This window comes from Novosphingobium sp. THN1, assembly GCF_003454795.1.
Classification (GTDB): Bacteria; Pseudomonadota; Alphaproteobacteria; order Sphingomonadales; family Sphingomonadaceae; genus Novosphingobium.
This window is the reverse complement of the sequence record NZ_CP028347.1, coordinates 264,190-288,454: the sequence shown is the minus strand read 5'-3', so window position 1 is coordinate 288,454 and position 24,265 is coordinate 264,190. Positions and strand designations below refer to the sequence as shown.

Annotated in this window: 23 protein-coding genes and 4 pseudogenes; 15 read left to right on the top strand and 12 right to left on the bottom strand. The window is 65.4% G+C overall.

Annotated features, from left to right (window positions below; all coding sequences use genetic code 11):
- Nucleotides 1-169 precede the first annotated feature (169 nt).
- From rplU to C7W88_RS01440, 4 genes are all read left to right on the top strand, one after another.
- Nucleotides 170-466 carry a 50S ribosomal protein L21 gene (gene rplU, locus C7W88_RS01450; RefSeq protein WP_011444588.1) on the top strand — a complete coding sequence of 99 codons (297 nt, stop codon included), beginning with the start codon at nucleotides 170-172 and terminating at the stop codon, nucleotides 464-466.
- A gap of 28 nt (nucleotides 467-494) precedes the next feature.
- The gene (gene rpmA / locus C7W88_RS01445; protein WP_084279130.1) at nucleotides 495-764 is read left to right on the top strand and encodes a 50S ribosomal protein L27; all 270 of its coding nucleotides are present in this window, start codon (nucleotides 495-497) and stop codon (nucleotides 762-764) included.
- Nucleotides 765-998: 234 nt separating this feature from the next.
- Complete coding sequence (locus tag C7W88_RS24565; protein ID WP_370073167.1) at nucleotides 999-1,217, top strand: GNAT family N-acetyltransferase; 219 nt, start codon at nucleotides 999-1,001, stop codon at nucleotides 1,215-1,217.
- Nucleotides 1,112-1,567, top strand: coding sequence for a GNAT family N-acetyltransferase (locus tag C7W88_RS01440; RefSeq protein ID WP_370073166.1), 456 nt, complete (start codon nucleotides 1,112-1,114; stop codon nucleotides 1,565-1,567). Before C7W88_RS24565 ends, C7W88_RS01440 begins: the two co-directional genes overlap by 106 nt.
- Nucleotides 1,568-1,608: 41 nt before the next feature.
- Here C7W88_RS01440 and C7W88_RS01435 read toward each other — a convergent pair.
- Nucleotides 1,609-2,492, bottom strand: a pseudogene (locus C7W88_RS01435) (metal-dependent hydrolase).
- Between the two features lie 37 nt (nucleotides 2,493-2,529).
- Here C7W88_RS01435 and C7W88_RS01430 point away from each other — a divergent pair.
- A complete protein-coding gene (locus C7W88_RS01430) occupies nucleotides 2,530-3,117 on the top strand; it encodes a TetR/AcrR family transcriptional regulator (protein WP_118072234.1) in 588 nt (195 codons plus the stop codon).
- Here C7W88_RS01430 and C7W88_RS01425 read toward each other — a convergent pair.
- The gene (locus C7W88_RS01425) at nucleotides 3,101-3,835 is read right to left on the bottom strand and encodes a folate-binding protein YgfZ (protein ID WP_118072233.1); all 735 of its coding nucleotides are present in this window, start codon (nucleotides 3,833-3,835) and stop codon (nucleotides 3,101-3,103) included. The two genes, C7W88_RS01430 and C7W88_RS01425, sit on opposite strands and share 17 nt — an antisense overlap.
- A 39-nt stretch (nucleotides 3,836-3,874) precedes the next feature.
- Here C7W88_RS01425 and pyrC point away from each other — a divergent pair.
- Nucleotides 3,875-4,923 (top strand): annotated as a pseudogene (pyrC, locus tag C7W88_RS01420) (dihydroorotase).
- A gap of 3 nt (nucleotides 4,924-4,926) precedes the next feature.
- On the opposite strand, the gene rarD reads toward pyrC, so the two are convergent.
- On the bottom strand, nucleotides 4,927-5,757 hold the full coding sequence (rarD, locus tag C7W88_RS01415; RefSeq protein WP_240344755.1) for an EamA family transporter RarD: 831 nt from the start codon (nucleotides 5,755-5,757) through the stop codon (nucleotides 4,927-4,929).
- 261 nt (nucleotides 5,758-6,018) lie between these two features.
- Between rarD and C7W88_RS01410 the strand changes: the two genes are divergently transcribed.
- Together C7W88_RS01410 and C7W88_RS01405 are read left to right on the top strand one after the other, a co-directional pair.
- Nucleotides 6,019-6,495, top strand: a complete 477-nt coding sequence (locus C7W88_RS01410) for a glycine zipper 2TM domain-containing protein (protein ID WP_205525233.1) — start codon at nucleotides 6,019-6,021, stop codon at nucleotides 6,493-6,495.
- Nucleotides 6,496-6,612: 117 nt separating this feature from the next.
- Nucleotides 6,613-6,831 (top strand): hypothetical protein, encoded by a 219-nt coding sequence (locus C7W88_RS01405; RefSeq protein ID WP_118072231.1) that lies wholly within the window; start codon nucleotides 6,613-6,615, stop codon nucleotides 6,829-6,831.
- A 3-nt stretch (nucleotides 6,832-6,834) separates the two neighbouring features.
- Here C7W88_RS01405 and astD read toward each other — a convergent pair whose 3' ends face one another.
- Complete coding sequence (astD, locus tag C7W88_RS01400) at nucleotides 6,835-8,250, bottom strand: succinylglutamate-semialdehyde dehydrogenase (RefSeq protein WP_118072230.1); 1,416 nt, start codon at nucleotides 8,248-8,250, stop codon at nucleotides 6,835-6,837.
- Nucleotides 8,251-8,377: 127 nt separating this feature from the next.
- Complete coding sequence (locus tag C7W88_RS01395; RefSeq protein ID WP_118072229.1) at nucleotides 8,378-9,784, bottom strand: protein adenylyltransferase SelO; 1,407 nt, start codon at nucleotides 9,782-9,784, stop codon at nucleotides 8,378-8,380.
- Between the two features lie 72 nt (nucleotides 9,785-9,856).
- Between C7W88_RS01395 and C7W88_RS01390 the strand changes: the two genes are divergently transcribed.
- From C7W88_RS01390 to C7W88_RS01370, 5 genes are all read left to right on the top strand, one after another.
- On the top strand, nucleotides 9,857-10,711 hold the full coding sequence (locus C7W88_RS01390; protein WP_118072228.1) for an alpha/beta fold hydrolase: 855 nt from the start codon (nucleotides 9,857-9,859) through the stop codon (nucleotides 10,709-10,711).
- Nucleotides 10,712-10,871: 160 nt separating this feature from the next.
- A complete protein-coding gene (locus tag C7W88_RS01385) occupies nucleotides 10,872-11,876 on the top strand; it encodes a glycosyltransferase family 4 protein (RefSeq protein ID WP_370073165.1) in 1,005 nt (334 codons plus the stop codon).
- A gap of 152 nt (nucleotides 11,877-12,028) precedes the next feature.
- Nucleotides 12,029-12,787 carry a tetratricopeptide repeat protein gene (locus C7W88_RS01380; protein ID WP_118072227.1) on the top strand — a complete coding sequence of 253 codons (759 nt, stop codon included), beginning with the start codon at nucleotides 12,029-12,031 and terminating at the stop codon, nucleotides 12,785-12,787.
- 18 nt (nucleotides 12,788-12,805) lie between these two features.
- A complete protein-coding gene (locus tag C7W88_RS01375; protein WP_118074500.1) occupies nucleotides 12,806-14,146 on the top strand; it encodes a PQQ-binding-like beta-propeller repeat protein in 1,341 nt (446 codons plus the stop codon).
- Between the two features lie 106 nt (nucleotides 14,147-14,252).
- Nucleotides 14,253-15,587 carry an isoprenylcysteine carboxylmethyltransferase family protein gene (locus C7W88_RS01370; protein ID WP_118072226.1) on the top strand — a complete coding sequence of 445 codons (1,335 nt, stop codon included), beginning with the start codon at nucleotides 14,253-14,255 and terminating at the stop codon, nucleotides 15,585-15,587.
- A gap of 3 nt (nucleotides 15,588-15,590) precedes the next feature.
- Here C7W88_RS01370 and C7W88_RS01365 read toward each other — a convergent pair whose 3' ends face one another.
- The 3 genes from C7W88_RS01365 to C7W88_RS01355 all read right to left on the bottom strand — a co-directional run bounded on the left by C7W88_RS01365 (nucleotide 15,591) and on the right by C7W88_RS01355 (nucleotide 18,106).
- On the bottom strand, nucleotides 15,591-15,890 hold the full coding sequence (locus C7W88_RS01365; protein ID WP_118072225.1) for a putative quinol monooxygenase: 300 nt from the start codon (nucleotides 15,888-15,890) through the stop codon (nucleotides 15,591-15,593).
- Complete coding sequence (locus C7W88_RS01360) at nucleotides 15,890-17,263, bottom strand: glutamate--cysteine ligase (protein WP_118072224.1); 1,374 nt, start codon at nucleotides 17,261-17,263, stop codon at nucleotides 15,890-15,892. Before C7W88_RS01360 ends, C7W88_RS01365 begins: the two co-directional genes overlap by 1 nt.
- Nucleotides 17,264-17,356: 93 nt before the next feature.
- Entirely contained in the window at nucleotides 17,357-18,106 is a 750-nt protein-coding gene (locus C7W88_RS01355) for a 16S rRNA (uracil(1498)-N(3))-methyltransferase (RefSeq protein ID WP_118072223.1), read from the bottom strand.
- 46 nt (nucleotides 18,107-18,152) lie between these two features.
- On the opposite strand from C7W88_RS01355, the gene ubiA reads away from it, so the two are divergent.
- A complete protein-coding gene (ubiA, locus tag C7W88_RS01350; protein ID WP_118072222.1) occupies nucleotides 18,153-19,067 on the top strand; it encodes a 4-hydroxybenzoate octaprenyltransferase in 915 nt (304 codons plus the stop codon).
- Here ubiA and C7W88_RS24285 read toward each other — a convergent pair.
- The 3 genes and pseudogenes from C7W88_RS24285 to C7W88_RS01335 form a co-directional block, all read right to left on the bottom strand.
- Nucleotides 19,046-19,552, bottom strand: coding sequence for an arylamine N-acetyltransferase (locus C7W88_RS24285; RefSeq protein ID WP_255418791.1), 507 nt, complete (start codon nucleotides 19,550-19,552; stop codon nucleotides 19,046-19,048). The two genes, ubiA and C7W88_RS24285, sit on opposite strands and share 22 nt — an antisense overlap.
- Before the next feature lie 86 nt (nucleotides 19,553-19,638).
- Nucleotides 19,639-19,890, bottom strand: a pseudogene (locus C7W88_RS24560) (arylamine N-acetyltransferase); the annotation flags it as partial.
- The gene (locus C7W88_RS01335) at nucleotides 19,880-20,257 is read right to left on the bottom strand and encodes a VOC family protein (RefSeq protein WP_118072220.1); all 378 of its coding nucleotides are present in this window, start codon (nucleotides 20,255-20,257) and stop codon (nucleotides 19,880-19,882) included. The gene C7W88_RS01335 and the pseudogene C7W88_RS24560, both read right to left, overlap by 11 nt.
- A 105-nt stretch (nucleotides 20,258-20,362) precedes the next feature.
- Between C7W88_RS01335 and soxR the strand changes: the two genes are divergently transcribed.
- Nucleotides 20,363-20,803, top strand: a complete 441-nt coding sequence (gene soxR, locus C7W88_RS01330; RefSeq protein WP_039332918.1) for a redox-sensitive transcriptional activator SoxR — start codon at nucleotides 20,363-20,365, stop codon at nucleotides 20,801-20,803.
- Here the strand turns inward: soxR and smc are convergent.
- Nucleotides 20,800-24,239, bottom strand: a pseudogene (gene smc / locus C7W88_RS01325) (chromosome segregation protein SMC). The gene soxR and the pseudogene smc sit on opposite strands and share 4 nt — an antisense overlap.
- Nucleotides 24,240-24,265 lie beyond the last annotated feature (26 nt).

Below are 24,265 nucleotides of genomic sequence, written 5' to 3'. Positions count from 1 at the left end.
TTGCGGGCATTGACAGCGGGCACGTGTTTGACTATCCGCGCCACTCTTTCCGGGGCCCTGCAGCAGCGGGGTATCGGTATGTTGCCCTCAGTCAGCGATTCGCAGGCGTTGGGCGCCTCATTTGGAATCGCCACGGGCAACCGGGCTTTTGGAACGGATACACAGAACGATGTTCGCAATCGTGCGCACGGGCGGCAAGCAGTATCGGGTCGCCGCCGGAGACAAGATCGCGGTCGAGAAGCTGGCAGGCGAAGCCGGCGACAAGATCACGCTGGGTGAAGTGCTTCTCGCCGGTGAAGGCGATTCGCTGGCTGACGCCGCGAAGGTCACTGTTTCGGCAGAGATCATCGCCCAGGCGAAGTCGGAGAAGGTGATCGTGTTCAAGAAGCGCCGTCGCCACAACTATCGCCGCCGCAACGGTCACCGCCAGCAGATGACCCTGCTGCGCATCGTCTCGGTCGCCTGAGCGTAAACGGAATTCGGAGTAATCTGAGATGGCACACAAGAAAGCAGGCGGCTCTTCGCGCAATGGTCGCGACTCAGCCGGTCGTCGCCTCGGCGTGAAGAAGTTCGGCGGCCAGGAAGTGGTCGGCGGCAACATCATCATCCGCCAGCGCGGTACCCGCGTGTACCCGGGCGCCAACGTCGGCATGGGCAAGGATCACACGCTGTTCGCGCTCGGCGAAGGCCGCGTACGCTTCCACGCTGGCAAGCTTGGTCGCAAGTACGTGTCGGTCGATATTATGGCCGAAGCGGCTGAATAACCGGATGGTCATTCAAAGGGCCATCCCGATGGGATGGCCCCGCCAGCACTTCGCAGCTGGCCGATAGAGGGAGAGGGCCCCGCCCATCTCCCTCTTTTCATGTCTCCCTCGGACGCAAACCGTTCCCTCGCAATCGGACGCATTGGAGCTCCGATCCGGCGCAGGGCGCAATACCTTTGTCACGTCAGCGTTTTAGCTGCGCGTCGGCAGAGGGGCCGATGAAGGAGACTTGAAATGTTCATTCGCAGCGAACGGCTGTTCCTGCGGCCTGCCTGGCCGGAGGACTGGGCCGAGCTCCATGCCCTGATCGATGACGAGGCCGTCGTCCGCAATCTCTCGCGCGCGCCATGGCCCTATGGCCCCGACGACGCCAAGCGTTTCGTCGCGGTTCCGCAGGGGGCAATCACCCGCACTTCCTTGCAACGCTGCCCGGCGCACACGGTTCGCGCCTGATCGGTTGCGTCGGCCTGATCGAGGAATCGGGCGAGACCGAGCTCGGATACTGGGTTGCGCAGGCACACTGGGGTCGAGGCTTTGCCACCGAAGCGGTGCGCAGCGTCCTCTCCCTCGCGCGCACGCTCGGCCATCACCGCGTCAACGCTCGTCACTTTGCCGACAACCCGGCGTCGGCAAGGGTGCTGGAGAAGGCCGGCTTCCGGCCGACTGGCGAGATTCGTCTCGGCCATAGCCCGGCGCGCACCCAGCCTGCACCCACGGTTCACCACGTCATCGATCTGGTCGCCCCGGTCGATTGCGATGGCCCGGAAGACGGTGGCTTCGAGCCGATGCGCCGCGCCGCCTGACCCGCAACGAAAAGGGCTCCCCGCGGGGAGCCCTTCGATCTTCAGCGCGGCATCACCGCATCCGGAAACTCGCTGTCCGCCTTGCCGATCAGCGCGCGATCATCGTGCTGCCACGGGTGGAAGCCCGGCAGGAAGTAGCTCAGCCACGCCGGGAAAATGCGGCGAATCACGCCCGGCTTCCACAACAGGTAGGCAGCCAGCTTCCACTTCCACTTCGCGCCGGTCAGACCGTCCTGCGCCAGCAGATCGAGCGTGTCCTCGACGCGGTGGGTGATGAAGTTCTTGGTCACCACCACCATCATCAGGCTCTTGACCTTCCAGCGCTTCCAACGGCTCCAGCTTCGCGTCGCATGAAGCCACGTGTCATAGGCGACGCCCTTGTGCTCGATCTCCTCGATCGCGTGCCAGCGCCACATGTCCGCCGCTTCCTGCTCAGCGCCGGCAAAGTGCGCCGGATTGGCAAGAAATTCGTGCGCCATCATCGCGGTGTAATGCTCAAGCGCCATAGTCGCCGCCAGATTGAGGATGACCGGGCGGTCCTTCGTCAGCGCCAGCAGCTCCTCCACGCGCTTGTCGATCCGCGCCATGTCGTAACCGGCGTTCTCGGCCTGGCGGTTGAACGCGATATGTTCGCGCGTGTGATTGATTTCCTGCTTTACGAAAGCCCGGATCTCGGCCTCGAGCTTCGGCGGAACGCCATCACGATGCGCCTTTACCGCCTCGATGAAGAAGGCCTCGCCACGGGGAACGTGCCCGACAGCGCGTTGTGCCATGCCGTCGCCACGGGATCGCCAGCCAGCCACCAGCGGCCCGCAGGCTCATTGCGGCCAAAGCGACGGTCGCGTATCGTGATCGTCAGGTCCGGAGGGGTGGGCGCAGCCTTGCCGTTCGCAGTAGTGCGCTCTAGGGCGATCGTGGGGGTCATGGCAGTCATGAGCCGTAATCTAGGCGTGCTTACACCAATGTCAATAAGGAAGCGTCTTCCGCCCGAAGAAAGCCGCATGGCCGCGCTTGAAGCTGCGCGTGCGTTGCTGGTGGAGGCGGGACCACAGGCTGTCACGCTCAAGGCTGTCGCCGGGCGAATCGGTCGCACGCACGCCAACCTGCTGCATCACTTCGGCTCCGCATCAGGCCTTCAGAAGGCCTTGGCCAAGCACCTTGCCGAGACGATCTGCGCGACTATCCGCGAAGCGGTGATCGCCAGCCGATCGGGCATCGGCAAGCCGCGCGACGTCGTGGACCTCACCTTCGATGCCTTTGACCGTGAAGGCGCCGGAGCGTTGGCCTCGTGGATGCTGCTCTCCGGCAACGAAGACGCGCTCGACCCCATCGTGGAAACCATTCACGATCTCGTCGTCGATCTTGAGGAATACAGCTCGGACGCGCAGCGCAGCACCACACTGGCGCTGACGCTCATGGCTCTGGGCGATGCCCTGATGGGCGGCCCGCTGGCCAAGGGTCTGGAACTGCCGCGCACCGCCGCCCGCGATCGCGCCGAACAGATGTTGATCGAGGGAATCGCGGCGCAGCAGGCTACTCAGGCGGATTAAGGTCCATCCAGCCGGGCGTCAGATCGGCTGGAATGTCCTCCACCCGCCGATGATCCACGGCAAGGCCCAGTTCCGGATAGGCCGCGCGCTGCCGCCCAAGGTCTGACTGCTCCAGCGGCACCACCACCAGACGGCGGTTGACCTTCTGTCGCCAGTTCATCCGCGCGGTGTTTTCCTGGCCCACGTAACAACCCTTGGTGAAGCTCACGCCGTTGAGGTCCACCGCGTTGCACTCCAGCCAAAGCACTTCGCCGTTGCCCAGCTCGGCCTGCCCCTCGGCCACGCTCAGCTTGAGCCGGTGCGCGCGCCACGCGTCGTCTGCCGCTTCGTCAGCCTCGGACACCGGCCCGATCCACCGCTGACCCAGCGCGCGCAGACGGGGGTCATCCGCGCCACCATCGCCGGGATGATCTTCCCAGAACACGCCGAGCGAATCGGTCCGCTCGATCCCGATCTTGCGCCGCAGCCGGTACAGCGTCAGCCGCTTGGCCAGCGCATCGGCACTGGCCGTCTCGCAATCGATCAGCAGGCCGTCCAGACCATCGGGCCAAACGAGAAAGTCGAACAGCACCTTGCCTTGCGGGCTCAGTAGCGCGGTCCACACCGGCAGCGCGCCCTTCACGTCATTGGTGACAAGCCCCTGCAGGAATCCCGCAACATCCTCGCCGGGCTCAAGCGGAGAAAGGCGGATGAGAGCACGTTCAAACAAGCGGGTCATGACTGGTAGATAGGATGCGCCCCGGCTAAGGGGAACCCCATGGCTACGACAACACCGACGACGACTCTGACAATCCGCCGCCCCGACGATTGGCACACCCACCTGCGTGACAGGGACGTGCTCGTCGGCGTCGCACCCTATACCGCGCGTCAGTTCGCCCGCGCCATCGTCATGCCGAACCTTTCCCGCCGATGACCGATGTGGCCGGCGTCGCCGCCTATCGCGACCGTATCCTCGCCGCGCTCCCGGCGGGCAGCGATTTCACCCCGCTGATGACGCTGTACCTCACCGATTCGACCGACACCGCTGAAGTCGAACGCGGCTTTGCCGAGGGCGTGTTCGTCGCCGCCAAGCTTTACCCCGCGCACGCCACCACCGGATCGGCCCATGGCGTAACCGACATTCGCAATATCTACCCGGTGCTGGAAGTCATGCAGCGCATCGGCATGCCGCTGCTGATTCACGGCGAAGTCACCGACAGCCACGTCGACATATTCGATCGCGAAGCCGTGTTCATCGAACGCACGCTGACGCGCCTTGTCGCCGACATGCCCAATCTGCGGATCGTGTTCGAACACATCACCACCGAAGAGGCTGCGCAGTTCGTCGAAGGGGCAGGGCCGAATGTCGCCGCCACGATCACGCCGCAGCACCTTCATATCAACCGCAACGCCATGCTCGTTGGCGGCATCCGCCCGCACGCGTTCTGCCTGCCGGTTGCCAAGCGCGAGAAGCACCGTCTCGCCCTGCGCAAATTGGCCACGTCCAGTTGTGACCGCGTGTTCCTTGGCACTGACACTGCGCCCCACGCCAAGCACCTCAAGGAAACCGCCTGCGGCTGTGCCGGCATCTTCAATGCGCCTTACGCGCTCGAAAGCTACGTCACTGTTTTCGACGAGGAAGGCGCGCTCGACCGTTTCGAGGCCTTCGCCTCGCTCAACGGTCCGGCGTTCTATCGCATGCCCGCCAACGAAAGCACGATCACGCTTGAAAAGGCCCCGGTCGAAGTCCCCGAAGTGCTCGATTGCAACGGTACGCTGATCGTGCCGTTCCATGCGGGCGAAACCCTGGGATGGCGGCTGGCCTGAACTTCAGGGCTGACGGGCCCGCTTCAGCATGTCCCAACTGTAGAGCCCGATCGCCGACCAGATCAGCGCGAAGCAGGCGAGCCTTGTGGTGTCGAGCGATTCGCCGAATACCGTCAGCCCGAGGATGAAGCTGAGCGTCGGTGACAGGAACTGGACGAAGCCCAGCGTCGAGAGCGGCAGGCTGCGCGCTGCCACGGCGAAGAGCAGCAACGGAATCGCCGTTGCCACGCCCGAGGCGATCAAGAGCGGCGTCTCCTGCCCGCCCATCAGCAGCGCTGAACCGGCTGGCGAGATGGCGCCCAACCAGACGATGACCAACGCCGGCAGCACCAGCAGCATCGTTTCGATGGTGAGCCCCGGCACGGCGCCGACCGGCGCCTTCTTTCGCACGAAGCCGTAGAACGCAAGCGTGAATGCCAGCGACAGCGCGACCGCCAGCGTATCCAGCGCACCGCCGAGCAGCACGGCAATGCCCGCACCCGCTGGCGCCACTGCTGCCCACTGCACCCGCGACAGCCGCTCGCCGAGGAAGACCGTGCCAAGCACCACGTTGATCAGCGGATTTATGTAATAGCCAAGGCTCGTCGCCAGAACGTGTCCGTTGTTGATGGCGATCACGAAGATCAACCAGTTCGATCCGATCAGCAGCGCGCTCAGCACCAGCAGGCCCAGAACATGGCCGCTGGTCAGCGCCGCCCTGACAGCAGGCCACTGCTTGCGAAAGCTGATGATCACGAAGCACACCGGCACCGTGAACAACACGCGCCACCCCACCAGTTCCAACGGCGGCACCGCGTGAAGCGCTCGAAAATAGAGCGGGAGCAAGCCCCACATCACATAAGCGGCCAGCGCTGCTGTGAGTCCCGGCGCAAGGTGCTGGATTCGTTCATGCAGCGTCCCTGCCAGCAATGTTGGACTGGGCCAACCCCGGCTTGGCCGTCGTTTCATCGGCAACTGCAATCGCTTCACCGCAAAATTCAAATCTGAAGCTCTGGTTGCTTTCCGTTCAGGTTGGCGGGCGTAAACCTTAACCAACGAAGCAACAGGACCAGACTCCAAACGGTGCGGGTCCTCAACGAAGTGAGGAGAACGATCATGTTCAACCTGAAGAATACCGCCCTGGCTCTGGTTGCCGCTTCAACCGTCGCTGCTGCCGTTCCGGCAAGCGCCGCAGTTCTTCCGCAGGCTCAGGCGAGCACCGCTGTTGCCGCCCAGTGGAATGAAGGCTGGAATGGCGAGAGCTGGGAACATGGCCGTCGCGACCGTGACTGGCGCGGCGATCGCTACTATGGTCGTGGTTACGACCGCGACTATTACCGCAGCAACGACCGTCGCTATTACGGTGACCCTGTCTATCGCAACACTCGCGTCTGGCGCGGCAACGACGGCCGCTACTACTGCCGCCGTTCGAACGGCACGACCGGTCTCCTGATCGGTGGTGCAGCCGGCGCCCTGCTCGGCCGTGAAGTTGCCGGTGACTATGGTGACCGCACTCTCGGCGCGATCCTCGGTGCCGCCGGTGGCGCCCTGCTCGGCCGCGAGGTTGACCGAGGTGGCTCGCGCTGCCGCTAAGCCAGGCCTTCTGAGGAATTGACCGTCCTTCGGGTCGCACTGAAAGGTCGGCAAGGGAGCGCTCCGCAGATGCGGGGCGCTCCCTTTTTCTTAACCAGGCCGCGCTAATTCAACGCCATGCGCAGCCTTGGCCTCGTTCTGACACTCATTCTCGCGGCCTGCAGTTCTGCGCCGGTCGAGCAGGACAAGACGCCGCTCGACCCTGTGATGACCGAGGCGCTCGAAGGGCAACTGATGGTCGATCCCGACCTCAGCCAGCAGAACATGCGCAATCTCGCAATCGTGCCCGGTGGCCCGATCGACCCGGCCCTGCCGCTCCCCGATCCGCAAAGCTGAAATCTACTCGCTGCGCAGACCCACGCCGATGCTCGCGCGTGGCTGGTCCATCTCGCTCGAGGCGACCGGATAGGCGCAATAGTCCGCCGCGTAATAGGCGCTCGGCCGGTGATTGCCCGAAAGTCCGACGCCGCCGAACGGCGCGGCAGACGACGCCCCGTTGGTCGGCCGGTTCCAGTTGACCACGCCCGCCCGGATATTGGCCCAGAAGCGGTTGTAATCCTGCGGACTGCCGCCGATCAGCGAGGCCGAGAGACCGAACCGCGTGTTGTTCGCCTCGGCAATCGCCTCGTCGAAATCGTCGACCTTCACCACCTGCAGCAGCGGGCCGAACAGTTCCACGTCAGGCCGCTCCGCCATACCTGTCACGTCGATGATCGCCGGGCTCAGAAAAGGCAGACCCTCTTGCAGCCGGACCAAGTGCTTGATTGGCCGACCGCCGGACGACAGCAAGTAGACGAAGCTCTCGGTCAGCCCGTCCGCCGTGCGGTTGTCGATCACCGGGCCCATGAATGGCGCCGGCTCGTCAAACGGCGCGCCGACGATGATGCGGTCGGCCAGATGCTTCACCTGGCTCACCACATCGTCGTACATCGAGGACTTGACGATCAGGCGCCGCCCGGCCGTGCAGCGCTGCCCGGCGCTGGTGAATGCCGATTGCACGATCAGCGTCGCCGTATCTTCGATCTTGGGCGTATCCCACACCACGATCGGGTTGTTGCCGCCCATCTCCAGCGCCACGATCTTGCCGGGGTTGGAGGCCAGCTTGCGGTTGATCGCGATGCCGGCGTGGGCAGAGCCGGTGAACAGCACGCCGTCGATCCCGTCATGGGCGACCAGCGCCTGCCCCTCGGCCGGACCGCCGATCAGCACCTGCACCACTGCCGCCGATATACCGGCCCGGTGGAAGCACTGCGCCAGCAGTTCACCCGTCGCCGGGGTCTTCTCCGAAGGCTTGAACACCACCGCATTGCCCGCAATCAGCGCCGGCACGATGTGGCCGTTGGGCAGGTGTGCTGGGAAGTTGTAGGGGCCCAGCACCGCCAGCACGCCATGCGGCTTGTGCCGCAGCGCCGCGGTGCCCTGCAGCGCGCTGTCCAGCTTGCGCTGCGACGTGCGGTCGGCATAGGCACGGATCGAGATCTCGACCTTGTTGACGACGCTCTCGACCTCGGTGCGCGCTTCCCACAAGGGCTTGCCCGTCTCGCGCGAGATCATCGTCGCCAGCTTGTCGGCGTCCTTGCGCACTTCGTTGGCGAAGCGGCGCACCAGCTCGATGCGCGTGGCCAGCGGCTGCGCTGCCCATGCCGGCCACGCCCTGCGTGCGCGCGCGACGACTTCTTCGACATCGCCGATCTTGCCGCGCCACACTTCGGCGCCGGTTGCTGGTTCAAATGAGACGATTTCGGCAGCTGCCACGGATTTGCCTGCTCTTCTTTTCGGTTCTTGCGCGAACGATGGGTCCTGATCCCGGACGAACCGTAACGCGGCCTTGGTTACCGATTAAACAAAATTCAGGGGCGGGACCACCCCCGCGTTTCGGAATTCACCCGGTCAAATGGCCCGCAGGTTCCGGCCTTGCGCCCATTGCCTCGCCCATGCGCCGCACGGCATCCACTTTGGCGAACAGGCTGGTCCAGTCGTCCTGCCCGGCAATCGGAGCCCAGATCGCCTCGACTTCATCGATCAGCATGGACTGCGGCGCTGCATCGGACCAGTACGGATGGCTACTGGCGGTTGCGACATAAGGCGCCAGAGCCGCCTTCAGCGCCTGCTCCTCGTCGCTCGCTCCGAATGGTCCGCGCCCGCCGCGATGGGCGAAGAAGAAGGCGTCCGGCCCAAGTCCCTGAACTGCCATCACCTTCTCGCAGGCCCCGATCAGCGCCGTATCTTCCTCCAGCCCGCGCTGTTCCACGCCGAGCCGCCACAGCCACCGCCGGGTCATGGCCTGCTGGTAAAGCTCGGGATAGCGGTTGAGCGCTTCGATCAGCGGCGGCGCTTCCACCAATGTCCGCAAAGCTACCGCCAACTGCCCGCAATTCCAGTGAATTGCCTCGGGCTGACGGCCATAGGCATAGAGCCCCTGATGATCGAAGTAGGCCGCGGTAAAGCCCGGCTCCCATTTCGGCAACCAGCGCCACGGCCCATAGTCAAAGCTCTCGCCGGTCACGTTCATGTTGTCGGAATTTAGCACGCCATGGACGAAGCCCGCCACCATGTAGCTTGCCGCCATGTCCGCCATGCGCTCGATGACCTGGTTGAAGAAGCGTACCGCCGGATGGGGCGCATCCCCGTGCCAGCCTGGAAAGTTCGCCAGACAATAGGTCACAAGTTGCGCCATCTCGTCTTCGAGCCCCAGCGCTGCCAGCCGCTGGAACGTGCCGATGCGGATGTGCCCATGGCTTAGCCGCACCAGCACTGCCGACCGCGTGGGCGAGGGCTCGTCTCCGCGATAGAGCGATTCGCCGGTCTCGATCACCGAAAGCGTGCGGCTGGTGTTCACGCCCAGCGCCTCGAGCATTTCGGTCGCCAGAATCTCGCGCACTGCGCCCTTCAGCGTCAGCCGTCCGTCGCCCGCACGGCTCCACGGCGTCTGCCCTGACCCCTTGGTGCCAAGGTCCATCTGCCGCCCATCGCCATCGAGCATCTGCGCAAAGGTAAAGCCGCGCCCGTCGCCAAGGTCGGGGTTGTAAACGCGGAACTGGTGCCCGTGATAGCGCAGCGCCAGCGGGCCCGGCATGTTGCCATCCAGCGGCTTGAACCGCCCGAAATGCTCCACCCATTCCTCGTCGCTCAGCCCGGCCAGCCCGATCTCGGCCGCCGCCCTGTCATTGCGCCAGCGCAGGCGGGTTTCGGGAAAGTCCGCCGCCTTCACCGGATCGCCGATCCAGTCGGCCAAAGCCATGATGCGGGGTGAGGGGCGATAGATCGCGTCTTGCGGGAGCGCCTGCATCCGGCAATAGTGGGCATGACCAGGCCTGCCCGCAAGCAGGCACCCCCGATTTCACGCGGAATACCAGACGAAATGGCCGAATACGAAGATCGCTACTGGACCAGCAGCGACGGATTGCGCCTGCATTTTCGCTACTTTGACGGCGATTCCGCCAAGCCCCCGGTGATCTGCCTGCCTGGCTTGACCCGCAACGCCCGCGATTTCGAAGACCTTGCCGCTCGCCTTGCCGGCACCTGGCGCGTCCTCTGCCCGGAAATGCGCGGCCGGGGTGACAGCGATTATGCCAAGGACCCGATGACCTACACGCCCATGCACTATCTGCAGGACGTCGAGGCGCTGCTGGCGCAGGAAGGGATTGAGCGTTTCGTTTCCATCGGCACCTCGCTTGGTGGCTTGCTCACCATGCTGCTGGCCGTGTCCAACCCGCAGCGCATTGCCGCCGCCGTGCTCAACGACGTCGGCCCCGAGGTTTCCGAGAAAGGTCTCGAACGCATTCGCGGCTATGTCGGGCAAGGGCGCAATTTCGAAACCTGGATGCACGCCGCCCGCGCGCTTCAGGAAAGCAGCGGCGATGTCTACCCCGATTGGGACATCACCCAATGGCTGCGCTACGCCAAGCGCATCATGGTCCTTGGCACCGGCGGGCGCATCGCCTTTGATTATGACATGAAGATTGCCGAGCCGTTCGAGGCCCCGGCAGGCGCAACCCCGCAAGTTGATATGTGGCCGCTGTTCGACGCACTCGCCACCCGCCCGCTCCTGATCTTGCGCGGTGAAAATTCCGACATTCTCGAACCCGCGACTGCGCAAAAGATGGCGAGCCGCCCCGGCGTCGAACTCGTCACGCTGCCCCGCATCGGCCACGCTCCCACGCTGGACGAACCGGAAAGCGTCGCCGCAATCGGGCGCCTTCTGGCCCGGGCATGAGCCGCCCACCGGTCAAAGGCCCCCTGAAACTGCTCCACCTGCATTCGACGTTCGATGCCGGCGGCAAGGAACGGCGTGCCGTCGCGCTGATGAACCGCTGGGGAAGGGGCGGAAGGACCGGCCGATCGAGCATCACATCGTCTCGGCCCAGCCCGGCGCCATGGGTGCCAAGGCCCTGATCGACGCGAAGGTGTCGGCATTCTTCCCGTTCGGCTTTCCGCCGCTCGCCGGCAAGCTCGGCGTTGGCCGCTTGCGCCAGCTTGCCCGGGCGATGCAGGGCTTCGACCTGATCCTGACCTACAACTGGGGCGCGATGGACGCCTGCATGGCCCACGCGGTGTTCGCGCCCACCATGGGCCTTCCGCCCCTGATCCATCACGAAGATGGCTTCAATGCTGATGAGGCCGATGGCCTCAAGACCAGCCGCAACTGGTATCGCCGCGTCGCGCTTGCCCGTGCCAGCGCGCTGATGGTCCCTTCGCGCCAGCTTGAGGACATTGCGCTCACCGTCTGGCACCAGCCGCGCAGCCGCGTTCGGCGCATCGCCAATGGCATCGACACCGGTCTCTACGCGCGCAAGCCCAAGCCCGACCTGCTGCCCCGCGTGGTCAAGCGCCCCGGCGAGAAGTGGCTTGGCACGCTCGCTGGCCTGCGCGAGGTCAAGAACCTGCCGCGCATGGTCCGCGCGATGAAGGACCTGCCGCCCGACTGGCACCTCGTCATCCTCGGCGAAGGCCCGGAACGCGAAGCGATCACTGCCGAGGCGATCCGCCTTGAGCTTGGTCATCGCGTCCATCTGCCCGGCCACGTCGCTGACCCTTCGCTCGCCGTCGGCTTGTTCGATCTCTTTGCGCTTTCGTCCGACAGCGAGCAGGCGCCGCTGTCGGTGATCGAGGCGATGGCCGCCGGGCTCGCCGTTGCCAGCCCGGCCGTGGGCGATGTTGCCGAGATGGTGTCGGAACCCAACCGGCCCTACATCGCCTCTGCGGGCGACGAGGAAGCCTTCGCCCAGGCCATCATCGCACTCGCCGCCGATGAATCCCTCCGCCGCACCATCGGCAAGGCCAATCGCGATCGCGCTCGGGCCGAATTCGACGAGGCGGTCATGGCCGGCCACCATGCGCAAGTCTACGCGCAGACCCTCGGCCTTGATGTCTTCCCGTGAACCGCACCTTGGCACTCGCCTTCATGCAGGGTTCACGCGCGTCGCGGCAGGTGGGCGGGAACAATCAATTCCGTTGAAAAGGCGGGCCCATCCGCTAAACACCGCGCCAGACACACGCTAGCAAACGTCAACCAATTCCCGAAAGCGCTGCCTTGGCTCTCCGTCCTGATAGTCCGCAATCCCGTTCCAACCAGCTCGCCGAACGCTCGGCCGGGCAGGGCGATGCCTTCCTGCGCGAAGTGGACGATGCCCTGCGCGAAGATCAGGTCTACACCGCGATCCAGAAGTACGGAAAGCCGGTCGGCGCGCTGATCGTGGCCGGCCTGCTCGGTCTGGGCGGTTATCTCTGGTATGAAAACCACAGCAACGCCAAGGCTGCCGAACAGGGCGAAGTGCTGACCAAGGCGCTCGACAGTCTGGAAGTGCGCAACCTCAAGGCCGCGACCGATGCGGTCGCCCCCCTCGCTGCCGAAGGGACCGATGGTTATCGCGCCACGGCAAAGATGCTGGCGGCTGGCGTCCTGTCCGAACAGGGCAAGAATGCCGAGGCGGCCAAGGCTTTCGCTGCCATCGCCGCTGATGCCGAAATTCCGCAAGCCTATCGTGATCTCGCCACGATCCGCGAAGTCTCGCTGACCTTCGACCAGCTCGGCCCGGACAAGGTGGTTGAGCGTCTGAAGCCCCTTGCCGTGCCCGGCAACGCCTGGTTCGGCAGCGCGGGCGAACTCGTCGGCATGGCCTACGTCAAGCAGGGCAAGAATGACCTTGCCGGCGCCATGTTCGCGCAGATCGCCAAGGACAAGACCGTGCCTGATACTTTGCGCCGCCGCACGCGCCAGATGGCCGGGTTGCTCGGGGTGGATGCCGTGGAAGATCCCGGCACCGCCACGATCGTGCAGAGCGCGCAATAAGTTTTGAGGATGCATCCGATGACGCCGAAACCCACTTTCCGCCGCGCTTCGCTGACCAGCGTGGTGGTTCTTGCGCTCGCTCTTGGCGGCTGCGGTGTCTTCAAGAAGGGCGTGAAGACCACGCCGACGGTCGGCTCGCGCCAGCCGATCCTCTCGAAGATCGATGCCGGCACCAAGGTCGATGATTCGATCTCGCTGATGACGGTCGTCCTTCCCGCTGCGGAAGTGAACACCGAATTCGCGCAAGGTGGCGGCAACGCCTCGAAGTCCTATGGCCACGCTGCCCTCGCGGAATCGCCCTCGCGCGCCTTCAGCGTCTCGATCAAGGGCTCGAACGCCCGCCAGCGCCTTGCTGCGTCTCCGGTCGTCGGCGGCGGCAAGCTCTTCGCGATGGACACGGACGGCACCGTCCACGCCTTTGACGCAAGCACCGGCGCCCGCGTTTGGGACACCTCGGTCCGCGCCGAAAAGCAGAACGCCGGGTCGACCTTCGGCGGCGGCGCCTCCTACGACGATGGCAAGGTCTACGTCACCAACGGCGTTGGCGAAGTCGCCTCGCTCGATGCAGGCTCCGGCGAGATCAAGTGGCGCGTGAAGCCCGCTGGCCCGCTGCGCGGCTCGCCCACCGTCGCCTTCGGGCAGGTCATGGTGATGAGCCAGGACAACCAGCTCTTCGCCCTCAACGAAGCCGATGGCGCGGTGCTGTGGAGCGAAAGCGCCTCGGTCGGCCAGACCAACGTCTTCGGCGTTGCTTCGCCGGCTGCAGGGCAGGGCACCATCGTCGCCGGTTTCTCCTCGGGCGAACTCGTCGCCTATCGCTATGAGAACGGTCGCCAGCTCTGGGCCGACGCTTTGGCGCGGACTTCGATCGCCACGTCCGTTTCGACCCTGACCGACATCGACGCCGATCCGATCATCGAACGCGGCCGCGTCTATGCCCTCGGGCAGGGTGGACGCATGGCCGCCTATGAACTCGTCACCGGCCAGCGCATCTGGGAACTCAACCTCGCCGGCATCTCCACCCCCGCCATCGCCGGGGACTGGATCTTCGCGCTGACCGACGAGGCCAAGCTGCTGTGCATCGCCAAGTCGAGCGGCAAGGTCCGTTGGATGACGCAGCTTCAGCGCTACAAGAACGAAAAGAAGAAGAAGAACCAGATCCTCTGGACCGGCCCGATCCTCGCCGGCAACCACTTGTGGATGGCCAACTCGCGCGGCGAAGTCCTGCGCGCTTCGGTAACCGACGGCACGGTGAGCGAATTCACCAAGGTCGGCTCCAGCGTCACGCTCGCCCCGGTCGTGGCGAACCAGACGCTCTACATCCTCGACGATGGCGGCAAGATCACTGCGTTCCGCTGATCCGGCTCCCCTCCCGCAGGCGGGAGGGGTTGGGGGTGGGCCTGCTCAAGGCATCAGGCGCGCCATCACAACCATATCCTAACCCTTTGATGCGAATGACGGGTGCATGAGCGCCCGTCCGGCCCCGCCTCCGTCAGACGTCTCCGCAGGCACCGGCCTTGCCGGGGTCGTCGGCCTTGCGCTGTGGGTGCTCACCTGCCGCTTCTGGCCGCAAATCGTCACCACCCTGGGCCTTTCCGCCCCCGCCGAAGTCATGGACGGCCCTTCCGCAGCGCTCGCCGCCCTGCTGTTCTCGGGCAGCGCCATGGTCGGCTACGCGCTGCTGGTGGAGAAAGTCCACCTGCGCCCATCGACCGGCATAGACTGGTCCTCGCCCCGTCCCTTGCGCGAAGTGATCGACATCTCGATCACCAAGATCGCAGGACTCTGGATCACATGGGCCGTCATCGCCTTCGCCTACTGCATCGCCCGCTGGTACTGGCGCGGACAATACGTCTTCGCGATGGAAGTGCTGGAAACAGCCGCGCCCTTCCTCTTCCTCGGCGCCATCCCTTATGTCCTTTGGCTCGACCGGGTTCTCGTCAACCCGCGCGATGCTTCGTGGCACTTTGGCGCGATGCTGATAGGCCGCGAACCGTGGGAGCCTGCCGAGGTGAAGCGCCACGCCCTCGCATGGCTGGTCAAGGGCTTCTTCTGCGCCTTCATGATCTCGATCGTCCCCGGCGGTTTTGCCGCGGTCATCCATTTCGACTGGGCTTCCGTCCTCCACGATCCCGTCGCGCTCGGCACGCTGCTGATCGAGACGATGTTCATGATCGACGTGCAGATCGCGATGGTCGGCTACCTCGTCACGATGAAACCGCTCGACGCGCAGATCCGCACCGCCAACCCGCACCTTTCGGCCTGGGTCGCGGCGCTGATCTGCTACCCGCCGTTCATCCTCATGGGCGATGGCGACGTGCTGGATTATCGCCACAACGGCGCGGAGTGGGCCTACTGGCTCCAAGGCCAGACCGGCCTGCTCTGGCTCTGGGCGGGAGCGCTGGTGCTCCTCACCGCCGTCTATGCCTGGGCCACCGTCGCCTTCGGCCTGCGCTTCTCGAACCTCACCTATCGCGGCGTGCTGACCAACGGCCCCTACCGCTACACCCGCCACCCGGCCTACCTGTCCAAGAACGCCTACTGGTGGCTCGCCTCGCTGCCGTTCCTCACCACCAGCGGCTCGATGGTCGATGCGATCCGCAACACCGTGATTCTCGCGCTGGTCAGCGCGGTCTACTATTGGCGCGCCCGCACCGAGGAGAAGCACCTCCTCGCCGAAGACGCCAAGTATCGCGAATACCACGCATGGATGGCCGAATACGGCCTGATCACCGCGGCAATGCGCAGGCTCACCCGCGCCGTCACCCCGCGCCGACCGGTCGCCCAGCCGGCCGAATAGCCCTCAGAGTTCCGCGCCTTCGTCGGTCTCGAACACGCGGATCTTGCGGTCGAACAGCCCCAGCGTCGCACGCTCCTGCGCCCAAACCTTCATGTGCTCGGCTTGAAAGTGCGCCTGCAGCGCCGCCATGTCGCGCCACTTCTCGGCAATGTGGATCAGCTCGGGATCGAGCACGTCCTGCCCATAGGCATACTGGATGCAGCCATCTTCCTTGAGCGTCGCCGCGATGACCTTGGCCATCATCGGCTTGATCGGCTCGATGTTCTCCACCGGAACGCGGACCGTGCCCATCACGATGATCATCAGAAGCTCTTCTCGCCATAGATGCGCGAAAGGTCGCCGCCCCATTCGCCGTGGTACAGGTCGAGCAGGCGCTCAGCCGGAGTCTTGCCCGAAGACACGATCTCGTCGAGCGGCTGGAGATAGCCGGTCTCGTTGTCGCCCGCCTCGTTCAGCTGCGCCCGTGCAGCCAGGCCCGAGCGCGAGATCGCCAGCACTTCGGCTGCCACATCGCGCAATTTGCCTCCACCCGGCAGCGTCGCATCCAGCCCGAGCTTCGGCACTTCGGCACGCAGGCGCTCGCGCCCGTCCATGTCCCAGCCCTTGACCAGGTCCCACGCCGCATCCAGCGCACCCTGATCGTAGAGCAGGCCGACCCATAGCGCCGGCAGAGCGCAAATCCGGCTCCACGGCCCGCCATCGGCCCCGCGCATCTCAAGGAACGACTTGAGCCGTACTTCGGGGAAGGCGGTGGAAAGGTGGTCGTTCCAGTCCGACAGCGTCGGCTTCTCGCCGGGCAGCACCGAAAGCTTGCCCTCCAGGAAATCGCGGAACGACAAGCCTGCTGCGTCGATATACCTGCCATCGCGGAACACGAAATACATCGGCACGTCGAGCATGTACTCGACATAGCGCTCGTACCCGAAGCCCTCCTCGAACACGAACGAAAGCATCCCGGTGCGCGCAGGGTCCGTATCGGTCCAGATATGGCTGCGATAGGACAGGAACCCGTTGGGCTTGCCCTCAAGGAACGGCGAATTGGCGAACAGCGCTGTCGCCAGAGGCTGCAGCGCAAGGCTGACGCGGAACTTCTGCACCATGTCCGCCTCGCTTGAATAATCGAGGTTGGTCTGGATGGTGCACGTCCGCAGCATCATGTCGAGGCCCATCGTCCCCACGCGCGGCATATGCCGCAGCATGATGTCGTAGCGGCCCTTGGGCATGATCGGCAGCTCTTCGCGAGTCTTGTCCGGCCACAGCCCCATGCCAAGGTAGGCCAGGCCCAGCTTGTCACCGATCGTCTTGACCTGCGCAAGATGCCGCCCGGTTTCCGCACAGGTCTGGTGCAGGTTCACCAGCGGCGCGCCCGAAAGCTCCAGCTGTCCGGCAGGCTCCAGGCTCACCGCTCCGTCCGGCCCGGACATGGCGATGACGTTGCCGCCCTCGATGATCGGCTCCCAACCGTACTCGGTCAGCGCGTTCAGCAGGTCGCGAATGCCGCCTTGCTCATCGTACGATGGCGCCGCGCGGTCGGCTGTGCGGTAGACGAACTTCTCGTGCTCAGTGCCGATCCGCCAGTTTTCCTTGGGCTTTTCGCCCTTCTGCATCGGCACCACGAGCATGTCGCGGCTTTCGATGACGGGATCGTTGCTATTTGAAACTTGCCGCGTGCTCATGCCCGCATCCGTTAATGGCCGGGACAGGTTTTAGCCAGCCAAATTGTAGCACGTCACCTGCAAGGCAATGTTGCTGTTAGCGAAGGAATGGGCCTAGCCGAACCAATCGCCCTGCATCCCCATCCACAGCGCTGTCCCGGCAATCGCCGCCGTCTCCGCCCGCAGGATGCGCGGTCCCAGCGAAAGCGCCACCGCCGCCGGATGCGCCCGCACCAGCGCCCGCTCAGTCTCGTCGAACCCGCCCTCCGGTCCGATCAGCAGCGCTGCCGGCCCACTGTGGATCGAAAACGCCACCGCTGCCGGCATCCCGCCGTTCTCGTCAGCAAAGAACAGCGTGCGTTCCTCCGGCCACTCGCGCAGCAGATGCTCGAGCTTCATCGTCTCGCCAAGGTCGGGCAAGGCCGTGCGGGCGCACTGCTCGGCCGCCTCGGTCATGATCGTCAGCGCGCGGTCCGGATTCAGCTTGTCTGCCACGCAGCGCCTGGTCAGCACCGGCACGATCTTCGCCGCGCCGAGTTCGGTTGCCTTTTCCAGCACCAGATCGAAGTTCGGCTTCTTCAGCAAGGCGGCGCAGAGCCAGAAATCGGGCACCTCCTCGCGCTCGCGCAGGCGCTTCTCGATCTCGACAACAACCTCGCGTTTGCCCGCATCGGTCACGCGCGCCACCCACTCACCGGTGCGATTGTCGCAAACGATCACCGCATCGCCAGCGCCCACGCGCATCACCTTGCCCAGATAATGCGCCTGTTGCCCCTCGATCGGCAGTCGCAATCCCTCGCTCAACGTCGTATCGATGAACAGCCGCGGCGCGGATTTTGGTGGCCAGGCAGGAGTCGCGGTCATCCCAACCGCCTAGCGCGGATATTGCCTTTCGTTAAGAGTCTGTAATGTGACTTCCACCGCTTCCGAAACAATCGTCCCCGACAGCGAGCACAAGGGCTTGGTCGCCAGCTTGCCGCAGCCGTGGCGCAACCTTGCCTTGCTGGCGAGGTTCGACCGGCCGATCGGCTGGTGGCTGCTGTTCTGGCCCTGCGCCTGGGGCCTGTTCCTTGGCGGCGGCACAGCGCGCTGGGGCATCCTCGCGTGGATGCTGCTTGGCGCCATCGCCATGCGCGGGGCAGGGTGCGTCTACAACGATATCGTCGATGCCGATCTCGATGCCCGCGTTGCGCGCACCGCCGCCCGGCCCATCGCCAGCGGCGCAACCAGCAAACGCACGGCATGGATATGGCTGCTTACGCTTTGCGCTGTCGGCCTCCTCGTCCTGTTGCAACTGCGCTGGGAAGCGCAAGTCGTGGCACTTGGCAGCCTGGCGCTCGTCGCGGCCTATCCCTTCATGAAGCGCATCACCGGCTGGCCACAGGCGTGGCTCGGCCTCGTCTTTACGTGGGGCGCACCAGTCGGCTGGGTCGAGGCCACCGGCTTTGAACGCCTTGCCCCTCTGGCTGCGCTCTACGCCGGGTGCTGGGCGTGGTGCATGGCCTATGACACGATCTACGCCCTGCAGGATCGCGAGGACGATGCCATGGTCGGCATCGGTTCCTCCGCGCTGTCGTTCGGGCGCCACGTTCGTGCAGGCGTCGGGGCGCTCTATGCGCTGGCCTTGCTGTGCTGGGCTGCTGCCATCTGGCAGGTTCGCGCCGATCCGCTGGCACTGCTTGCGCTGGCGCCGGTTGCCCTTCACCTCCTGTGGCAGGTCGCCACCCTCAAGGAAGACGGTGCGGACCCGCTGGTCAAGTTCCGTTCGAATCGCTTTGCCGGCTTGCTGATGGCTGCGGCGGCTTACGTCGTCGGTGCGGCCTGAGGGCCGAACAACCGCTCGTGTCGCGCCTCGATCGCGGGCCACAGGTCAGCCGCTTCGGGCACGTCGATCAGGAAAAGCTCGCGCAAAGTGCTGACCAGTTCCCCGGCGGAACCCAGTTCACGCCGCTCTTCGCCATGCGCCCCCACAACCGTCAGCACCTTGCCCCTGAGCATCAGGTAATTGCCTGCAAGCCGCCTCTGCACGGTCAGGTTCTGCACGAACACGGATGCAGGATCAGTGGCCTGCCAATGGCATAGGGTCGAAAGCTGATCCTCATCCGCAGGTTGGGCGACGAAATCATACGACATCGCCGCCGTGGCAAGGCTGACGGAGACCCGCCACATCGCGTCATCGGTGCGGCCGAGCGACACTGGCAGCGGATCATGCAGCCACTGTCCCTGTTCAAGCGGCACGGGCGCGCCAAGCCAGCTTCCGAACCCGGCATCGACCAGCTTCGGGCCATCGCACTGCACCAGCAGGCACAAGTGCGAACCAATTGATTCGTCCCCCGCAGCTGCCGCATTACACCCGCGCTCATCCGCATCACGTCGAAGCCGATCGCCGCCAATGCCGCGCCCAGCACGCCGTTGTGCTCGTAGCACCAGCCCCCGCGCCGCCCTTCGACCAGCTTGGCAAAGGCCGCATCCGGATCGGTCGTCAGCCTGCGGCCAAGCTGCACGTCGATGTTCTCGAACGGAATCGCCTGAACGTGCGCCCGAACGAGCGCGTCGAGTGTCGCCAGGTCGGCCGCCACCGGCGCCGACAAGCCGATCCGCGCCAGGTAGGCCGCAAGCTGCGCAGGAGAGAGCGGTTCAACCGCCATAGCTGACCACTTCGAACTCGATCCCGTCCCAGTCGTAGAAATAGAACCGCCGGCCCGGCTCATAGTCCGCATGATTGAACGGTTCGAGCCCTGCTGCAATCACGATCTGCTCGGCTGCGGCAAGGTCATCCACTTCAATGCCCACGTGCTGCAGCGGCATGCCTTTGGAGAATCGCGTCGAGACTCCACCGGGCGGGGTGTAGAACACGATGTACTGGTCCTCGGTGCCCAAATGGATCGAGAAGCCATCGTCGATTGCCGGGCCGCGCCAGCGTTCGTGCCACCCGCAAAGCTTGGTGAAGAAGGCGGCCGAGCGCTCGGCATCGCTGACTGAGATGTTGACGTGTTCAAGGCGGGCAAAGGGCATCGTCGGGGTCCTTTCGGGAGCTTTCGTCGAATCGATGCTTGTGAATCTGCAACCTCAAGCTAACTTGAGGTCAAGCGGAAAGCGTGGAGTCGCAGAACCTTGGCCATTACCCGCAACGATCTGATCCCGATCGGCACGCTCGCGCGCCGCACCGGCCTCGCGGTCAGCGCGATCCGCTACTACGAGGATCGCGGGCTGGTCACCTCGATCCGCACGGGCGGAAACCAGCGCCGTTTCCTGCGCTCCGATATCCGCCGGTTGAGCTTCGTGCAGATTGCCCAGAAGCTGGGCTTGGGGCTCGCCGAAATCGAGCGCGAGCTTGCCGCTCTGCCGCAGGGACGCACTCCCAACGTGCTTGATTGGCAACGCATAAGCCGTTCGCTGCGCAAGGAAATCGACAGCCGTATCCAGCTGCTCACCCGCACCCGCAACAAGCTCGACGAATGCATCGGCTGCGGCTGCCTCAGCCTCGAACGCTGCCAACTCTACAACAAGGACGATCGCGCCGCGGCGGCCGGACCGGGACCGCGGTACGTGCTGGATTAGCTTGCTTTCTCAAGCAGTTCTACCGCCCCGCCCAGGTCCACGCTGACAAGGCGCGAGACGCCGCGTTCCACCATCGTCACGCCGAACAGGCGATGCATGCGGCTCATCGTCACGGCATTGTGGGTGACGATCAGGTAGCGGGTGCGAGTTTCGGCCACCATTGCATCGAGCAGGTCGCAGAACCGCTCGATGTTGGCATCGTCAAGCGGCGCGTCCACTTCGTCAAGTACGCAGATCGGGGCGGGGTTCGTGAGAAACAACGCGAAGATGAGGGCGACCGCCGTCAGCGCTTGTTCGCCGCCGGACAGAAGAGTCAACGATTGCAGGCGTTTGCCGGGTGGCTGGGCGAAGATCTCGAGGCCCGCTTCAAGCGGATCGTCGGAATCGACCAGCGCTAGGTGCGCCTCGCCACCGCCGAACAAGCGGCTGAAAAGGCGGCGGAAATGGCCGTCGACCGCCTCGAAAGCCGCCCGCAGGCGCTCGCGCCCTTCGCGGTTGAGGCTGCCGATAGAGCCTCTAAGTCTATGAACTGCCTCGGTTAACTCCGCCTGCTCAGCCACCGAGGTGCCATGCTTGTCCTCGGCGTCCTTCAACTCGTCCGCCGCCACCAGATTCACCGGCCCGATCCGCTCCCGCTCCGCCGCCAGACGGTCCATCGCCGCCGACTCCTCGGTCGCAGCGGCAACCTCTGCTGATGCGAATGCGAACCGCTCGGGCAGGAGGGGTGGAGGGCACTGGAAGCGCTCGCCCGAAATGGCCGCCATCTCCTGTCGACGTGCATCTTCGTTCTCGGCGCGGGCAGATGCTCCGGCACGAGCCTCGCGGGCAGTGGCGAGTGTCTCATTTGCGGCCGCGAGTGTGGCCTCTGTCTGCGAGAGTTGGCCTTCTGCCTCGGAGAGTTGCCGCTCTGCCTCGGAGAGTTGGAGAGTCAGCCGCGCGCGGATTCCCTCGCCCTGTTCGATCTCGGAAATCAGCCCCGCCGGCTTGGCGGCAGAGATCGCGCGCTCGGTCTCCAGCTCCTCGCGCCGCCCGGTCATCTCGGCCAAGCGCTTGGCAGCATCGCCCGCGCGGGCCTGCCAGGCGCGGATATCGCCCTTGAGACCCGCCAGCCGCTCCTTGCCCGCCGCGATCTGCTGTTCAAGCGCAGCCGAAGCGGCGGTGGCGGATTGCAGGGTGACGCGCGCCGCATCGTTGCGCGCCCGCGCCGCCTCCAGCGCCGCCCGGCCTGCCGCCGGATCGGGCAGGGTGCTGCGCTTGTCCTCGGCCGCCGTGACTTCCGCTTGAGCTGCAAGACGTTGATCCGAAAGCTCTTCCTGCGCCCGCGACAGTTCCGCCTTGCGCTGTTCGAGCCGCGCCCGCGCCGCTTCTGCGGCATCCAAGGCCCGCAGCGCCATGCGCTCGGCATCGGCGGCGGCAGAGAGCGCGCGCTCCACTTGCGAAAGTTCGCCCTGCACCTCGGAAAGCGCGGCGCGAACCTCCTCCTGCGCGGCTTCGGCAGTCGAGACTGCTTGACGTCGCTCGGGCAAAAGCGCCTGCAGTTCAGCCAGCCGGTTCTCGGCCTCAAGCGCAGCGGCTTCGGCGGCACCTTCGCCCGCGCGATGAAACCGTCCCAGCGGCGCAAGTGCCCGGCCTTTGTCACCAGCCATTGGCCGGGGGCAAGCGCCTGTCCCTCGTCGGCGTCGACCACGCGAACCAGGGCGAGGCGCGCTGACAGTTCAGGCGGGCACTGCGGGACATGATGGGCCAGCGAATCCACAAGTAGTTCAGGCACTTGCGCGCCGGTCCAGAAACGACCCTCCGCGGTTGGCGGGGCGGCGCCTACCGGAGCCGAGGCATCCCGCCCGAGCACTGCGGCCAAAGCGCGCTCATAGCCCGGCGCCGCGCGGGTTCCGGCGATGGCGGACTGTCCCAAGCCTTTGGCAGAGCGTGCTTTTTCCCGTGCGGCCTTGTCGCGTGTGAGTGCGTCTGCCTCCCGCTCGATTCCAGCAAGATCGGCGCGGGTTTGCGCCAGGGCATTGCTGGCAGCGTCACGACGGGCGGACAAGTCCTCGCGCTGGGCGGTAAGGTCTGCGCGGCGTTCTTCCGCAGTGGCGATGGCCTCGGCGGCAGTGGCGCGCTTTGCTTCCGCCTCGGCGATTTGCGCGGCGGGATCGGCCTCGCGGGCAAGGGCATCGGCCTGCTGGGTCAGCCGCGCAGCATCGGCATCAAGGCGTCCAAGTCTTTGTCGTGCCGCAGAAACTGCCGCTTCGGCCACGCGCCATTCGGCATCAATACCGGCTTGTTCAGCCACACGCTGGGCGAGGGCGACTTCGGCGGCGCGGGCAGCGCGATCGGCATCGTCGACCGCTGCGGCAAGCATCGGGCGGCGTTCGCTATCTGCCGCAAGCGAACCCTCGGCTGCGGCAAGATCCTGCTCCAGCTTCGCCATCGCGGTGGCGGCATCCTCGGTCAGCCGATCGGCGCTGGCGCGGTCCTCCTCGATGCGGGTCAGCTGGCGTTCGATGTCCTTGACCCGCTGCTCGGCGGCTTCGAGCTGGGCGGTGAGCGAAGCCATGCGCTGGCCGTGGGCCGCGGCGTCCTGTCGCCGGTCGAACAGTTCGTCGCGCGCCTCGGCCAAGGCGGCGGCGGCCTTGTGCTGGGCTTTCTGCGCAGCTTGCGCGAGATCGGTAGCCTGCTTCACCGCGTCCTCGGCAGCGATGGCTTGCTTGCGCGCGGCATCGGCGGCAGCGGCGGCATCGCGCCAGCGGGCGAAGACGAGCCGGGCCTCGGCAAGGCGGATCTTCTCGCTGACGGCGCGATAACGCTCGGCCGCGCGGGCCTGCCGTCGGAGCGTACCGATCTGGCTTTCGAGGCCCGCCAGCATGTCTTCAAGCCGCGCCAGATTAGCCTCGGTCGCGCGCAATTTCTGCTCTGCATCGCGGCGACGGACGTGAAGCCCGGCGATGCCCGCCGCTTCTTCAAGCATCATGCGGCGTTCGGCGGGTTTGGCCGCGATCACCGCAGCGATGCGGCCTTGGCTGACCAGCGCCGGGCTGTGGGCTCCTGTGGCGGCGTCAGCAAAGACCAGCGCGACGTCCTTGGCGCGGACGTCTTTGCCGTTGACGCGATAGGCACTGCCGGCGCCGCGCTCGATCCGGCGGATGACTTCGAGTTCTGCGCCGAACGGGCCATCAGGATCGGTCTCGGCGGTAAGCAGGACTTCGGCAAAGGCGCGGGCCGGGCGCGTGGCTGTCCCGGCAAAGATCACGTCTTCCATGCCGCCGCCGCGCATGGACTTGGGCGAGCTTTCGCCCATCACCCAGCGGATGGCTTCGAGAAGGTTCGATTTGCCGCAGCCGTTGGGGCCGACAACGCCAGTTAGGCCGGGTTCGATGCGCAGTTCGGCAGGTTCGACGAAGCTCTTGAAACCGGAGAGTTTCAAGCGCTTGAATTGCACCGATCAGGCCCCCGACCCGTCCTGGC